13 protein-coding genes are annotated in these 14,950 nt (G+C 56.0%); 9 read left to right on the top strand and 4 right to left on the bottom strand.

The genetic code is table 11. The features are described from left to right. Position 1: 1 nt before the first annotated feature. Positions 2 to 700 carry a DUF599 domain-containing protein gene (locus tag BXY66_RS12945; protein ID WP_132860663.1) on the bottom strand — a complete coding sequence of 233 codons (699 nt, stop codon included), beginning with the start codon at positions 698 to 700 and terminating at the stop codon, positions 2 to 4. 381 nt (positions 701 to 1,081) lie between these two features. Between BXY66_RS12945 and BXY66_RS12940 the strand changes: the two genes are divergently transcribed. From BXY66_RS12940 to BXY66_RS12930, 3 genes are all read left to right on the top strand, one after another. Beyond that, positions 1,082 to 1,888 (top strand): trypsin-like serine peptidase, encoded by an 807-nt coding sequence (locus tag BXY66_RS12940; RefSeq protein ID WP_132860662.1) that lies wholly within the window; start codon positions 1,082 to 1,084, stop codon positions 1,886 to 1,888. A gap of 120 nt (positions 1,889 to 2,008) precedes the next feature. Further along, positions 2,009 to 2,482 carry an Hsp20 family protein gene (locus tag BXY66_RS12935; RefSeq protein ID WP_132860661.1) on the top strand — a complete coding sequence of 158 codons (474 nt, stop codon included), beginning with the start codon at positions 2,009 to 2,011 and terminating at the stop codon, positions 2,480 to 2,482. 139 nt (positions 2,483 to 2,621) lie between these two features. Next, positions 2,622 to 3,851, top strand: a complete 1,230-nt coding sequence (locus BXY66_RS12930; RefSeq protein ID WP_132860660.1) for an MFS transporter — start codon at positions 2,622 to 2,624, stop codon at positions 3,849 to 3,851. Between the two features lie 32 nt (positions 3,852 to 3,883). Here BXY66_RS12930 and BXY66_RS12925 read toward each other — a convergent pair whose 3' ends face one another. Further along, positions 3,884 to 6,070: an esterase-like activity of phytase family protein gene (locus BXY66_RS12925; protein WP_132860659.1), complete on the bottom strand. Its 2,187-nt coding sequence runs from the start codon at positions 6,068 to 6,070 to the stop codon at positions 3,884 to 3,886. A 173-nt stretch (positions 6,071 to 6,243) separates the two neighbouring features. Here BXY66_RS12925 and BXY66_RS12920 point away from each other — a divergent pair, with 173 nt between their 5' ends. Next, positions 6,244 to 7,023 (top strand): alpha/beta hydrolase, encoded by a 780-nt coding sequence (locus tag BXY66_RS12920; RefSeq protein WP_132860658.1) that lies wholly within the window; start codon positions 6,244 to 6,246, stop codon positions 7,021 to 7,023. Positions 7,024 to 7,039: 16 nt separating this feature from the next. On the opposite strand, the gene BXY66_RS12915 is transcribed toward BXY66_RS12920, so the two are convergent. Continuing rightward, a complete protein-coding gene (locus BXY66_RS12915; protein ID WP_132860657.1) occupies positions 7,040 to 8,011 on the bottom strand; it encodes a P1 family peptidase in 972 nt (323 codons plus the stop codon). 78 nt (positions 8,012 to 8,089) lie between these two features. Next, a complete protein-coding gene (locus BXY66_RS12910; RefSeq protein WP_132860656.1) occupies positions 8,090 to 8,515 on the bottom strand; it encodes an organic hydroperoxide resistance protein in 426 nt (141 codons plus the stop codon). A gap of 121 nt (positions 8,516 to 8,636) precedes the next feature. Here BXY66_RS12910 and BXY66_RS12905 point away from each other — a divergent pair, with 121 nt between their 5' ends. The 5 genes from BXY66_RS12905 (at position 8,637) to BXY66_RS12885 (ending at position 14,950) form a co-directional block, all read left to right on the top strand. After that, positions 8,637 to 9,089, top strand: coding sequence for a MarR family winged helix-turn-helix transcriptional regulator (locus BXY66_RS12905; protein ID WP_132860655.1), 453 nt, complete (start codon positions 8,637 to 8,639; stop codon positions 9,087 to 9,089). Positions 9,090 to 9,231: 142 nt separating this feature from the next. Beyond that, complete coding sequence (locus BXY66_RS12900; RefSeq protein WP_132860654.1) at positions 9,232 to 10,308, top strand: hypothetical protein; 1,077 nt, start codon at positions 9,232 to 9,234, stop codon at positions 10,306 to 10,308. Between the two features lie 90 nt (positions 10,309 to 10,398). Next, positions 10,399 to 11,520 (top strand): hypothetical protein, encoded by a 1,122-nt coding sequence (locus BXY66_RS12895; protein ID WP_132860653.1) that lies wholly within the window; start codon positions 10,399 to 10,401, stop codon positions 11,518 to 11,520. 70 nt (positions 11,521 to 11,590) lie between these two features. After that, entirely contained in the window at positions 11,591 to 13,528 is a 1,938-nt protein-coding gene (locus tag BXY66_RS12890; protein WP_132860652.1) for an ATP-binding protein, read from the top strand. Between the two features lie 72 nt (positions 13,529 to 13,600). Then, complete coding sequence (locus BXY66_RS12885) at positions 13,601 to 14,950, top strand: DUF6638 family protein (RefSeq protein WP_132860651.1); 1,350 nt, start codon at positions 13,601 to 13,603, stop codon at positions 14,948 to 14,950.

Raw genomic sequence — 14,950 nt, 5'->3', positions numbered from 1 at the left:
TTTAGCGTGGCTCTTGCATCAATGCCGCACGGCTTTGGGACGCAAATTCTCGACGGGCAAGCACAAAAACAGTGACCACCGTTGCGCCAATCAAGGCCAATGCTCCGAAAAGCCAAGCCAACCCCGCCATCGCAAAATAGACCGAGCGCAACCCTCTGTTGAAGCTTCTTGATGCGGTGACATTCACGGTCCCGGCCTTCTCTGCGCGCGCCACCGCAGCTGGGTGGTCACCGTCATTGGGCACTGAGGCCATCAAGATTGCGCAGTAGCCGAACAGCCTATGGGACCAGACAAATTTCAGAAAGGCATTGGCAAGAAAGATAAGGATAACCGCAAGTTTAAGTTCGATTTCCACCTGCGATTCCGAGACCTGAGTTAGGTCTCTGGCGATGCCCGAAATCTTCTCAGCGTTGCCCATCAACGCGAGCAAACCACCTATGGCAATCATAGATGTGGACGCAAAGAACGCCGTACTTTGCCGTAAGTTGGATACGATTTGTGCATCAAAAACCCGGGTGTTGCGGTCCACCAGATGCAACATCCATTCACGACGGTAGAATCCCATCATCTGCGAAACGGACGGCCGATTTTTCGGTGGGTTTTCAATGACGAAACCAACTAACAGCCAGCCAGTGACCAAAATTGCGAGGGCGACAATATCGAATGTCGTAAAGAGTGTCGAAATGTTGGTCCAAAGCATATGCGCACGCTAGCCGCAGTTGGTCTTGCTGGCCAGCCGCTAAAATCCGGCGTTGAGCCTTTGTACTGCGCAATCCGGTTTCACGCTCTGGTGTTGCGGGCCGTCAACTGGGCAAAGCAGAAGAATTTATGCCAATTCCAAAATTTGATTTTAGTGGTCCGATCATACAGGTGGCTATGGTCTTTGCCAGTGGTCCAAATGGACCGCGCCGAAGGTCACGCGGTGGCCTTTTGATTGGGAAAAACACTCGAACGAAAGATATCGGGAACGGGTTCTGTCTACTCGGTTTCTGCGCTAGATTGACCTTACGCGACATGGTGCTGCCTCAATTCCGCCAAGAGCGTAAGATAGGATGTGTAAAGGTATCCACAGGAGCGAGTTGTGTCGAAGTTTGCGGCGGCCATTCTATTAATTCTTCTCGGCGCTGTCGCTTCTGCTCAGGACGCGGCGCTTCGTACTCTGGCGACGGGTGACGATGGCAAGGATTGGGGCGCGGTTGGTCGGCTGGAAATTGACGGGCGCGGGTTTTGCACAGGGGCGTTGATTGCTCCGAACAAGGTACTGACAGCCGCGCATTGCTTGTATGATCGCAAAACAGGTGTGATGCATGATGTGTCTGCCGTCGAGTTTCGGGCAGGTTGGCGAAATGGCCGCGCGGAAGCATACCGCAGTGTTCGCCGGGCCGCTGTGCATCCTGACTACGTCTTTGGGCAGGACGAACTTATGTCGCGCTCCAGAAGCGATCTGGCAATACTCGAGCTTCACCACCCGATCCGAAATTCAACGATCGAACCCTTCGAAACGGCAGGCCGACTTCGCAAAGGGTCAAAGATTGGTGTGGTGTCTTACGCTGTTGGACGAGAAGCAGCGCCTTCATTTCAAGAAACCTGCCGCGTCATGGGGCGCTATCGCGGGGTGTACGTCCTGAGTTGTGACATTGACTTTGGGAGTAGTGGTGCCCCGGTCTTCCTTTTTGAAGACAATCAAGTGCGTATTGCGTCGGTCGTAGCAGCTAAAGCAGAACTGAATGGTCAGAAAGTTGCTCTGGCCGCAGCGTTGGACTTTGCGTTGGACGAAGTGGAAGGTGAGTTCGCTGAGAAAACGATACGTGCGCCATTGCCGACGGTCAAAGTATCGCCACAGCGCAACAACACCGGTGCGAAATTTGTCCGCCCCAACGGGGGTTGAAACGCCGAATTCCCTTCCCAAATGTCATTGTGTCGGAATGCCAACGATGGGTTCCGCATCTCACGCCTGTCCGCTGAGGAAGGCAGAAAACATGTTGTCGCTTATGAAAAGGATGACCCTATGCGCACTTATGATTTCGCTCCCCTGTATCGTTCGTCCGTTGGCTTTGACCAACTTGCAAACCTGATGGATCGGGTTTTGACAAACGACGTCGCGCAGCCGAGCTACCCGCCCTACAACATTGAAAAAACTGCAGACGACGCTTATCGGATCTCGCTGGCCGTCGCCGGTTTTTCTTCTGATGACCTTAGCATTGAGGTAAAGGAAAACGCTCTTTTGGTGACCGCGTCTAAGGGGCAGGAGGACAAAGAGAAAACCTTCCTGCATCGTGGCATCGCCACCCGTGCTTTTGAACGCCGCTTCCATCTTGCTGATCACGTCCGAGTAATCGGCGCCAGCCACACTGACGGTATGCTGCACATTGAATTGCAGCGCGAGATTCCCGAGGCACTTAAGCCGCGTAGAATCGAAATTAGCAACGGTGCTCACAAGGCTGTGGAACAAGACGTGGTTGAGGCGAAAGCCGTCAACTGAGACTACGGAAACTGACAAAGCAATTCTTCCCTTGCTGTCAGGCGCGCGTCCTTTGGGACGCGCGTTTTCTTTTGGGGAGCTTGAAGTCGCATGAAGGCCGCGTCACAGTCAGCGGGCACGAAATTCGCAGGAGCCAAACGTGAACCTGGGCGCTTTGAAATCCACCAACTTCCGCGCCTATGTGTTTGGTTCGGCCTTCGGCTTGTTGGCGATTTGGATGCAAAGGATCACCATCGGTTGGCTGGCATGGGAAATGACGGAGTCCGCCACAATGGTCGGCGCCGTCGCGTTTTTTCTCTTTGCTCCCTCGATAGTTCTTTCACCTTTGTTTGGCGTCTGGGTTGACCGGATGAACGTCAAGCGCGCCGTTGTGGTCGTGCAAAGCCTGAATGCGGCTCTGTCCGCTGCGCTTTGGTATTTCGTGGCAAGCGGCACCGCATCGCCATTTATGTTGGCACTTTTCTCGCTGTTGTTCGGTGTGGTGATGGCCGCAAACCATCCGGTACGCATGGCTTTGACGCCGCGCCTAGTCCGACGCGAATTTGTCGGGTCGGTTGTCACGATTGTGGCCATCAATTTCAACGTGGCGCGAATGATCGGGCCGGCAATAGGCGGCTTTCTCATTTCTCAGGTTGGCGTCGCTCATACCCTTTTGATCCAATGGCTGCTTTTCCTGCCCTATATCGTTGTACTGTTCCGATTGTCTTTGCGTCCACGGCGCGAGACCGGCAGCGCGCAAGAGCCATTTTTTCAGGCCCTTGGCGCAGGTTTGAAGTTTGTCTGGAAGACAGTACCTGTGCGTGAAGCGATGTTTGTGGCGGGAGTACTTGCCTTGGTTGCCCGCGGCGCGATGGAGGTGCTGCCTCCGTTAGCCGACGGCGTCTTTGGAAAGGGTGCCAGTGGATTAGGCATTTTGATGAGCGTGACCGGTGCTGGATCGATATTGGGCGGGTTTTCTCAGGCAGTTATGGCGCCTCAGGAACCTGGGCGCCTTCCACTCACAACCCGTTTGTCGATTGTTCTGGGACTGGCTCTGGTCGTGGGGCTGGGTGTCACTCCGACCTGGGAAACTGCGCTTTTCGTCGCCGCAGCAATGTCGTTTGTGACCACAGTCACCGCGATTTCGACCCAAACGGCGATCCAACTTGACCTCGAAGACGACATGCGCGGGCGCGTCATGAGCCTTTGGGCAGTTATTGCGGCAGGCGGTTCTGCGCTTGGCGCTGCTTTGATTGGAGCGATGGCAGACGCCATTGGCCTTCAGAAAGCACTGATAATGATGGGGTCTGCCTCAACCCTCCTTGTAGGTGGATATCTGGTGTTTATGCATTATCGGCGATTGGCAAAAGAAAGGGGCTTCGGTGGGTAACACCAAAGCCCCAGATTTCACAACTGTCTGCTTCAGTTTGCGGCAGGCTCGATGTTGCCCAGATTTACAAACATCGTTTCACCCGAGTGATCGTCCACACCATCGTTGTCCGTTACCATATAGGCGGTGCCGTCTTCGAAAATAGCCAGTCCTTCTACCTTGTCCAAAACGTAGCCGCCAGTCGCTGTCAGGTCTGGTAGCAAGTCGCGAACCAGCGTTTTAGTCACGACCGGAAGTTCTCCACCCAGCGGAGCAGGGACCATTTCGGAGGTTGGAATACGGTAGATTTTTTTTGTGACAGCGCGGAAATCGTGCTGGTTGTCACGCTCCACGATGTAAACCCAGTCACCGTGAGCAACGATTTCCGACAATCCTACCCAACCCGTCGCAGGCTCGGCTTTGGGATAATGTACAGCGCCCCATTCTTTGGTCTTCAGATTATAAGAAACCAGTTTAACGTGATTTTCGGGGTCGTCTTTCCATTCGCGTTGGACGGCCATCCAAAGCGTGTCTCCGATCTTTGTGATGCCTTCAAATCCGAAACGCTTTTCAACGGCCATCAATTCCGATGGCAGACCAATCTCGCCTTTGCGATCTTTAATCTTACCATCGGCTGATACGTGGTACACGGCGTGCGGGATAACCCGCTCGGTCCGACCTTCGGAAGCCACGTAAAAGCCACCTTCGCCGTCCAATGTGATGCCTTCGAGATCCAGCTTTTGAGCCGGGTTGCCATCCTGCCGGTGAATTCGGATTACATCCACGATGCGGGCCGGGGTTTGTTTGGTGTCAATCTTGAAGATTGAAGGTTGAAAGCCGTAGAAACTGTCGTTTACAGCCCAGACGATACCGTTCTTGTCGGCTGCAAGTCCGGAAAGCGCTCCCCATCCTACAAGTTCGTCGGTGCCTTCCGAAGTTAGGTGAGGGTAGTCCGCTGACCCATCTTGGTATTCAAAAAGCATGACGTGCGCGCGCGCACCGTTGTCTTCAATCAGGTCTTTCTCGTTGGCAGATATCAGCAGATTGCGCTCGGGGATCGCGACATACCCTTCAGGCCCAACACCAGACGGAAGAAGTTGCTTCAGCACAGGTGCCGCAGGATTTGAAACTTCGTAAACGCCGACAACCGACGCTCGCTCTGCTCCGACAAAAACGTAAGGCGTGTCGCCGAATTTTGCGAACGTTACGCTTTCAGGCTCTACGCCTTTGCTGTCCGACCGTTTGTCCGGGTAGTGACCGATCTGAACGATGGCATGTTCGAAATCGGTGCCGCTCTCGTATACAACGGAACCGTCTTTGTTAAAAATTGTCCACCCACGCGAGCCGCCGTCCATATCGCCTTCGTTGGCCGTGGCAAAGTGGTTTTCGTCGATCCATGTCACCGCATCCGGCTCACGCAATCGACCTGCCTGGGCTTCGGTGAACATCAACGCGCCTCGCTCGTCCGTTGCATCGATTTCTTGAAGGTCCACAGCGCCAGCAGAGAAGTGCGTGATCACTTCACCATCTTTGGAAATGACAACCAAGTGGTTGTTTTCCTGAAGCGTCACAACGGTTTCACCGAGAGCATTGATCGAGACATACTCCGGTTCCGGATCCTCCGGCGACACATCCGCGAGGCCAGTCAAATTGACCATTCGCAGAGTGTCGCAGGCGAGAATTCCGTCTTTGAGATCGACCATGGCGAGCATGCCAGCTGGCATTTGGCCGGTCCGGCCATCACCGAAATCCTCGTCACGTTCGTTTTCAATTGCCACGGACACGAAGGTAACGTCGGGAGCAATCGCCACGGAGTCGGGTTGTCCTCCAAGGTCGCAGCTCTGTGTGACGGTGCCGTCTGCGATTGTGATTGACTGCAGCATACCAGACGGCGCTGTATAGCTTTCAGAAGTATTTACACCGACGATCGCTTGATCTCCGAAGACCGCTACAGAGGTCGGTTCTCCGTTTAGTTCAATGTTTCCAAGTGGCTGTGGACTGGAAGGGTCGGTGATGTCGATGCGCCCAAGAACGCCGAGCGGGCTGTCGGTATAGACCAGCGTCATACCGTCGGCAGTTGCGGCAATGATCTCTGGCGACGTCTCTCGCTTCATGTCTTCACCGTCGGCCATGTTTTTGACCACCGGAAATGACGCGATGCGGTTAAAGTTCATTTCTGCAACAGATTGGGATGCGGCAAGCGCCAGGACGGATGTCAGGCACAGGGAACGAAGCGACATGAGTAGTCTCCTGTTGGGAATGTCTGGGGGTGTGCTGCATCACGTCGGTAAAACGTCGGTATCGTGACGGTGACAAGTTTATGAAACGGGCGCAGGCATTCTGATGTGGAGAAGTGGTTTGCGCCCGGGGCGGAGCTGCTTCAATGTGCGGACAAGACTTTGGGGAGAGAGCAATGGATTGGGACGACGCATACGCAAATGCGGCTTATATCGACGGGGCGGATGCCTATCCGGACCGTTGGGCAAGCGAGGGGGCAGCCTTCCGCGCAGCAACAGGCGCGAGAGTGGATGTCTCATATGGACAAGGTGCGCGCGAGGTTTACGATCTGATCCTACCTGAAGGCGCTCCCAAAGGTTTGTTTGTTTTTGTGCACGGCGGTTATTGGCTGCGTTTTGACAAGTCATTCTGGAGTGCATTTGCCCGAGGCGCGCGTGCGCTAGGATGGGCGGTTGCCATGCCATCCTACGAATTGGCACCAAACGCGCGTATTTCCGAAATCACGATGCAAGTAGCGGCGGCAATTGAGCACGCCGCCGGCGAGATTGATGGGCCAATCATTTTGGCAGGGCATTCCGCTGGTGGTCATTTGGTGGCGCGGGCTGTCTGTCAGGGTGTCCTACCCGATGCTGTGGCCGACCGTATTGTTCGGTCTGTTCCGATTTCACCAGTTTCGGATTTGCGCCCGATGATGAAGACTTCCATGAACGCCGATTTGAAGCTGGACGAAGCAGAATGTCAGGCTGAAAGCCCAGCCTTGCTTCAGCCTCGCAGCGGGATTGAAGTTACGGTTGTCGTCGGGGCGGCGGAACGGCCAGTGTTTCTCGATCAGGCAGAGTGGTTAAGTACCGCTTGGAACTGTGACCGCATCATCGTCGGTGGAAAGCACCACTTTGACGTGATTGATGCTCTTGCGGATCCAGAAAGCGATCTTTGTAAAGCCATGTTTGTTTGACGGCTCACAGACGGGATCAGGCATTGAAACAAGGAAGTACGTCACCCTTGGCCGGGGTCGCTTCCCACACCGCCCGTGCAATTGCCCGCGCCAGACAGGTGGCTGCCGCATGTCCAAGCAACAACACGTCGTTGGCCTCATTTACAATTGGCTTGGCGTTTGTTGAGACAGCGAAAATGAGGTCCCCGTCCATGGGCGTGTGCGACGGCACCAACGCACGTGCCATGCCGTCGTGGGCAGCCGTGGCAATACGTGTGCACACCGATTGCGACACGTCGGCGTCGGTTGCTACGATGGCAATTGTGGTGTTGTGGTTGCTGAGTTTTGTTCTCGGCCACTCCGTCTGAGCGTTGCCAATCAAGCCTTTTCCGCCAAATTCGCTGTCGATTTCCCATGGGGCCGCCCAGAAGTGCTTCCCGTCGGGGCTGGCGTCTCCCAAAGCGTTGACTGCGACCAGGGCGCCAACCGTGTGACCGGAGGGCAGCACAGCAGATGCTGATCCTAGTCCGCCCTTGTGGCTGGCAAGCGTTGCACCCGTGCCAGCGCCGGTAGAGCCCAGGGCGAATTCGTCCGATGCGGCTTCGAGGGCGGAAGCTCCGAGGGCTTTATACGGGTTTTGGGACCAATTCTTGTTTCCGCCATTCAGCAGATCAAACAGAATGGCACCCGGAACGATCGGGACATTCTGATCCCCAACAGCGAAGCCCCGGCCCTGGTCTCGCAGTGCGTCCGCTACGCCGGACGACGCGTCCAGCCCGAACGCGGAGCCACCTGAAAGTGTCAGCGCGTCCACTTGCTGAACGGTCTTGTCGGGCGCGAGCAAGTCGGTTTCGCGCGTGCCGGGCGCACCGCCCATTACAGAAACACCGCAGGTAAACGGGCTATCTCCTACTAGGACTGTCGTGCCGGTTTTGACAACATCGTCCTGGGCGTTGCCGACCCGCAAGCCGGCAACATCGGTGATCAGGTTTCTTGGGCCGGTTTGCATGGGGGTCTCCTTTTGCTTCGACACTAACGAGTTGAACCAAGGGAACAAGGCCGCCCGTGCAGGCGGCCTTGGAAAGTGTCAGCCCAATTCCGGAGTGACGGTCAGAGAGCCTTTCGTTGCGTGACTGTATGGACATGTCATGTGCGCGGTTTCCACCAGTTTTTCAGCCACTTCTACGTCAACACCCGGCAGCGAAATCTTCAGGCCGACTTCGAGTCCGAAGCCGACGTCTTCACGGGGGCCAATGCCCACAGATGCTGTGACCGAGGCGTCTTCGGGCAAGGCGATTTTTTGCTGCATTGCAATGAATTTCATGGCGGACAGGAAGCAAGCTGCGTATCCGGCGGCGAACATTTGCTCCGGGTTGGTGCCATCACCACCTGCGCCACCAAGGGCCTTGGGCGTGGACAGCGTTACATCGAGATTGCCGTCTTCGGAGACTGCGCGCCCTTCGCGGCCTCCCGTTGCAGTGGCGGACGTTGTGTAAAGAGTAGACTTGAGCATGATGATCTCCATTTAAGTCGTGCACGATTTAATTGTTGGCGACATAAAGCCTTCGCCCGAGATTCGTCAAGTCTTGCGATTTAATCGTGTGCGATTTAATTTCACGACCAGGAGAAATGCGATGTCCAACACACCAAGTTCTATTCTCGATCAAATGCTCTGCTTTGAGGTCTACAGCACCGAGCACGCTTTCTCGCGGCTCTACAAATCGTTGCTGGCGCCCCTTGGCCTGACATATCCGCAGTTTCTAGTGATGGTATTGTTGTGGGAAACCGATGATCAGACGGTGAACGGAATTGGCGGGCAGCTTGGGCTTGAAAGCAGCACATTGACGCCTTTGCTCAAACGTATGGAGAGCGCGGGCCTCATCACACGAACGCGGGACAAACAGGACGAGCGACGTGTTCGGGTTTCGCTGACCGAAGCCGGAGACGCGCTGCGAAGTGAGGCGAAAGGGATCGGTACCTGTGTGGCGAACGCGACGGGCATGCCGGAGGCCGAATTGAAATCCTTGTTGCTTGAGTTGCGCAAGTTGAGAAGCGGGCTGGCCGCTTTCAACACCGCCGCCGAATAGCGGCGACTGGGGTAATCTTTCTGCGCTCTTTCTTTTGTCGTGCGCATTTGCAACACTTTGCCCAAATTGGACCGTCGGCCGATGTAAATGGGCGTAACATTGCCCATATCAGCCTCAAATAATTGAAAAAAGGGAGTGTTTCATGGCGAATTTTGAAGCGCAGGTGCGGGAATCTCAGGCGCAGGTTCAGGAAACCCAAGCAAAGATTGCCGAATTGACCGGCCGGATCGATGCGGCGCGGGCAAAGATGAAAACAGGCGAAGACATTGCGATCGATATCGAGAACGCGACTTTGGATGATGTGCATACCCATACCGAGGTGATGAACGCCAACATCGCAGAACTCATCATGGGGCTTGATGACGTAACTGCGGCCTTTTCCAAGGATTTTGACCAGATGCGTGACAAAACCGGTTGGGAGAGTTTTGTCGGTATCTTCAGCCGCGGCAAGTCTGAAAGCATGCGGGCCGAGCGGATCAAGACCGCCAATATCGATGACAAGCTGCAGGACCTTATCGCGAAATCGGACGTCATCACCAAGCTGCTGGAAAGTCAGTTGGCGACGCTAGAAGAGCAGAAGGTGAAGGTTGAGGGGAACCTGACCGAGACGCTGGATGAGCGGGAGGTCACGGTTGGTGAGTTGGAAAGCCTGCGGTCGGAGATTATGGGCATGGACCCCAAGATCATCGAGCTTGAGAACAAGATCGCGGTGGAGCAGGACGCCGCGGCGCGCACGAAGCTTGAGACCGAGTTGGCGGGCCTGAACAAGGCCTATAACGAGATGGTGCAGCAGGAGCAGGTGAAGCTGGCGAAATCGCAGACCCTGGAGCGCTATATCGAGAAGGGCAAGACCTGGGTCGATAGTTTGCAAAATCAGGCGGCGACGCAGATGGTGCTGATCAACAAGCTGCAGACAGACACCAAGCAGCGGGTGGTGCTCTATGATGCGCTGACCAAGTCGCTCAAGACCGCGCAGCAGCAGGACATCGCACACCGCATCAACGAGATTGGCGTGGAGACCGACAAAGAGGCGCAGGCCTCGATGGCGGCGATTGGAACGGCGACGAACCAGCGTATGGCCGACATGATGGAAGCGCACGAGGAGCACATGGTGTTTGCGCGCGATGTGCTTGAGGCGAAGGCCAAAGCGGACGAACGTTTTGCGCGGCGGTTCCAGAAGATCGTCGAGAAGCACGACAAGAATCTGTATGGGGCGTGATGCCTTGATGGCGAGAATGCCTCAGGACGCCTCCCCGTTTCAGTTTTCCAAAAAGGTACTCCGTGACGCATTGCGCCACCGAAGGACGTTATGAACGATACAACCAAAGACCACACAGCGTTGATGGAGACCCGCGCGTCGCGGCGGTATTTCCAGAAGTTCGAGCGCATCACCGAGCATCTGACACAGGTGGCGGCGGCGCGGGCGGCTGAGGGGCTGATTGGCGAGGAAGAGGTCAAAGTTCTGACTCGCTACCTCGTCGCCATCGGCTACACCTTCAAGGCGCTGAGCATGAAATACCTATTGGTCGGGCGTGAGACGGGGCACTTCTTTGGCAGTCTTGCGATGGACGCTGTGGAGAGCGGTTTTCCGGTCTTCAACGAGCTATTGGTGATGGCCAATGACGCGCAGCAAGCGGAAAGCCATCTGCGCAATATGCCCGATAGCGAGACGCTCAAGGATGAGATGCTGCGGACAATCATTGGCGATCAGGCGATTCCGACGAAGCTGCAATTCGCTTTGAGTCAAAGGCTCTACTATGAGGAATTGCTCAGGGGCGATCTTTTCTGGGCGCAGAACCATCCAGAGGCGCAATGGATGGGCAACCTGTCGGAACGACGACGCAAGTATCTGCTGCATTGGGCCGTCTATGACAGCCAGGTGAACCTGCCGACGATCTACCTGATGGACATTGAGGATACCGGGCGTCGAGGATTGCCAAATGACGAGCGGCGATGGCCCGAAGTGCAGGCGCATCTGATGGCGCAGGCGGTGGGCGGGCTGAAACTTTTGACGATCGCCAAAGGGTTCGATGAAAGCTTTGACGATCTACATCCCAAACGGCTGAGACGTATTCATGTCGGACCGATGTATTCCAGTGCTTACACGCGGCAATCGGGGCCCATCCGAGAGGTGCTTGAAGCGGCTCGCGCACCGGAAGGCGAGGACTGGGCATTGGCATGGACGACAGAAGATCTGGTGAGCGAACGGGTGACCGACGAGAAGTCCGGCTGGTTCGGAAAAGTAGAGCGTCAGGTGTTTGCGCTTGATCCTTTCGCTGGGCGGGGTGGCGACACAGGCGCGACGAGCATGGAGCGGTCGATCATCTTGCCGCAACGACCGTTTCAGGCATTGGAAGAGCTCAACCCACCGGGGTTTGGCAGCGTGACGAAATATGTTGTGAGTCCGCAGGGGCGGGTGCTGAGCTATTGAATGGCTGTTGGGGCCATGCCTGCGGCGCGGGTATTTTTGACCAGAAAGAAGTGTGAGGGCGGAGAAAGAAATGAGCGTGACCAGTGATTTGATGGAGCTGCGCGAAGAAGACATTCGCAAGCACTATGACGCGGCTGTTGCGATGCTGGATGGCTTTGATCACACGCCGCGAATTGCCAAGGGCAAAGACCTTACGGCGGCGCCGGAGCGCTCTAGTGGGATCGGCACGCGCCGGCGTTTCCGCACAACCACGCCAGGCTTGGTGACGCGTTCATCGGCGCGGCCAGAAGGTGTGCATCTGGTTGAGCGGATTGAGGGTGCCGGCGGTAACGATCCGCTGGTGTCTCCGACCCAAGCGAGCGTGCAGCACGGTTTGCGGCGGGCTTTGGCGATTGCTTTAGCAGTGGGTGAAACCTTTGCAGAAGCTTCGGGTCTGGGCGATCTGAAGAGAGAAAACTTGGCTGGTGCTTTGGGCGCAGATAAGAAATCGGCGTTCTCGGAACTGCTGGCCGCGGAGGCTTTGGCCGTCAACCATGTGTTTGCCAATGCCACGTCGTTTCTTTTGGCGCCTTTGCTCAGCGAGACGCAGGTTGAGGTGGGCGAAGTCGAGGAGGTCCTGACCGACAACGCGCAACTGGCCTTGCATGGCGCGTTGTGGGAATTGGATCAGGACATTGCCGCGCTTGTGTCTGACGAAGATCGGTTGGTCGCCTGTGTTTGCGCCTTTGCCGAGCAACTGATGGAAAAGGTGGCCTTGCGCGCCCAGAATGCCGCGCAACTGGGGGCTTTTGTCGGGGCCGGCTGGAAGGTTGAGGCCGATGATCTGACCATCAACGGATTTACGCCGGCGCGAGCCGCCAAAGGCACGACGCTGACCATGAGCTTCAAAAAGCCCAACGAAGTGGTGGGCAACCACATCGCCAAATATCAGGCGATGAAGCTCGCCAAAATGCTGATGGCCTATGATTTTGACCGGCGGCTCAATCCATTTGCGGAGTTGGGCGGGTTCATCTTCACCTTCATGGGCGACGGCGCGCCGGGCACGGGGAAAACCACGCTTATTCAGATGATGGCGGGGCTGATCAACGACTACTGTCAGGTGGCGGGTTATGCCTTCCGCTATCAGAACTTTGGTATCGACAACATCGACAGCTATCAGGGCAAGTCAGGGCAGAATGCCAAGGCGTTTGTACAGAATGTACTCGACCCGCAGGTGATCGGGTTTGGCACGATTGACGACATCGACCAGATCGCGGGCAAGCGCGGGGATCGGCAAAGCTCGGCGGGGCAGCAGGAGGTCACGGCGGTCTTTATGGAGGCTTTCGCGGGCGCCAACACCGTGGTGCGAGGGAATTGCACTTTTGGCATGTTCTCGAACTACCCCGAGAACGTGGACGACGCGCTGCGCCAGCGGGCGGGCGCGCGGTTTTTGGTGGACGGGCCGCAGACGCGGGAGGACTACATCGACATCCTCGCTCTATTGATGGGTAAGAACCACGACATTGCGTTGGGTGAGCATGAACTGTTCGAGGCGCAGATGATCCAGAAGGCGGTGGCGGCCTCGTTTGAGAGCCACAATCGACCGCATGAAGAAGGCCTGCTGAACGTCTTTGATCGGGTGCATGGGCAGGTGGGAGATCTGGATACGATTGCCAAGATGGGGACGTATCTGAAGGCCATTCAGGAGGCTGATCCGCGGTTTACCGGTCGGGCCATCAAGAACATTACGGATGCCGTAAAGGTTCGGGCGATGGACTTTGAACTGCCCGATGAATGGATGGAGCAGCCGGAGCTGTTCTTGGCGAAGGACTACGACACCAAAAAGGCGATGATTGGCGAACTGCGGTTGCCGATCACCACAGAGATGGTGGTGCAAGAGATCAACCGCTATGCGGACAGCGAATTCCGCTATGCCGACAAGTCTGACGAGGTGGCGATATCAAACATGGTGCGGGATATGCAGCGCACCGAGGCGGCGAAGAAACGGTATTTGGAGGGGAAAGGGTGATGTTTGCGCAAAGGGGCGTGCCCGACCTGGAGGGCGCTTCCCGTTCTTTTGCCGGACGGAAGGGAAGAAAGAATGCATAGACTGATCCAACGCGGCCTGATGTTTGGCAACCTGATCGAGGTGGCCTCGCCGATCCTTGTGGAGCGCTACAACAGGGCGCTCAAGCACCTGACTGGCAAGACCACCGGCCTCACCGATTTTCACATCGATATTTCGGGCTACAGCCCAGAGATCGGGGATGAGTTGGAGGATCACCTTTACCTCAACCACGGGGGCTGTAACCGTCAGTTCATTCTGCTGACGACGGAGCAGAAGACCGCGCCGCTTTTGAATGCGCAGTTTTCCAACAGCCGCGATATTCTGCGGCATTTCGTTGAGGAGAACGAGCCGCAGCTATTTGCCTTGACCGCGCGGGATGCCGTCGCAGGCGAATTGGTGAATTCGGTGTTTTCCGTAAGCCAGCCTGCGCGGTTGTTTGATATTCGAAAGGTCACAATTGAGGCTGACACCACCGAAGGCACGCTGCGCGATGCGGAAAAGCTGGCGACGATGGCGGATCGGTTCAAACAGGAAGAAGACGGCTGGTTTGACGATGTTCTGATCGCGGACATGATCGGCCTAGCCAAGCGTACAGGGGATGTGACTCGCAATCCGGTGACGCTTGATACTATGTCCTTCGACCAAGAGGACTTTTGGACCGCGCATTTTGGCGGGATCTATGTTTTCCGCGGATTGGGGCATCCGGCAGCGATTTCAGCGGGTGACAAGGCCAGCCTTGGCAAATTGCCAATCAAGTACACTTTTGATTTCACAGACAGAAACCAGATCGCGAAGTTCTTTGACTATAATGATCTGGTAGAACCGATTGTGAAGGCGCGTGGGGTGGATGCGAGCGCGATCCTGCGTCAGAAGATGGATTTTATCGTTGTGGATGCTGCGCAGGATGCCGGCGTGGATTTGACGGGGGCGACACGGCGTGACATTCGGCGACTGGCGCGGGATCACGCGGAGCAGCTTCCGCCAGAGTATCATGGTTTGCGCCAGATGGTCGATTGGGCCGAGAACGAAGGCAAGTGGCCGCGGATCAGCAGTGATCACCCCGCCTATTTTTACACCCTACGGGCCACGGATACAGATCAGGCGGATCTGGTAAACATGTTGTTGGCGGAGTTGGCACCCAAGGACATTCGACAATTGTTCATTTGCCACAAGGAAGCTTTCTACCGGCATTATCAGGGTTGGACGGAAACCAAAAAGAGCTTTGTGGCGGATTTTCTGGAGCGCGAGTATCAGGTGGACAAGGCTGGAGCACGGGCCGCCCTGTTCGGGCATGAAGAGCCGTTTGATGTGCCGAAGGTGCGTCGTCGGGTTTCACAGGATATGATTGACCGCGTCGGACCTTGGGGCGCGGTGAGGAGATAA

It is taken from the genome of Shimia isoporae (assembly GCF_004346865.1).
In the GTDB taxonomy this organism is placed as follows: domain Bacteria; phylum Pseudomonadota; class Alphaproteobacteria; order Rhodobacterales; family Rhodobacteraceae; genus Shimia; species Shimia isoporae.
The sequence above is the reverse complement of the archived record's forward strand: the minus strand, read 5'-3'. Positions and strand labels throughout refer to the sequence as shown.